Here is a 447-nt window from a genome sequence, read left to right on the forward strand (position 1 = left end):
GCACTTCTTCATCACCTTTTAAATTAATCATTTTATTACCTTTACCGCGAGCCTGTTCAGGTAAATCATCAAGTGCAAATATCAATAAATAGCCAGCATTGGTCACGACAGCGATATGGTCAGGAGTAGCGCTATTTTCGCTAGCAGAGTTGTCATTATTCTCAGAGCTTACAATCAAATCAGCTTGAGCGTCGATACGCGCGATAGGCAACAATCGGCTATTGGCAGCAAGGTTAATGATGTTTTTACCGGCTTTTTGATTACTATCTAAATTGCCAAGCGTATTGATAAAACCATAGCCTTGCGAGCTGGCTAAAATAATACGCTGGTCATTGTCACCGGTTAGCAATTGCTCAACAGTTACCCCTGCTCGAGGGTTTATAACACTAGTGAGCGGATCGCCCTTACAGAGGGCAGATGCAAGGTTATGAGCAGCGATACTATAAA

At 42.5% G+C, this 447-nt stretch carries 1 protein-coding gene; it reads right to left on the reverse strand.

The window, feature by feature from the left end; all coding sequences use genetic code 11:
- A partial coding sequence (locus tag CAN34_RS13790; protein WP_302476525.1) for a DNA gyrase C-terminal beta-propeller domain-containing protein occupies positions 1-447 on the reverse strand: 447 nt, incomplete at both ends.

This window comes from Psychrobacter sp. DAB_AL32B, from assembly GCF_002224105.1.
Classification (GTDB): domain Bacteria; phylum Pseudomonadota; class Gammaproteobacteria; order Pseudomonadales; family Moraxellaceae; genus Psychrobacter.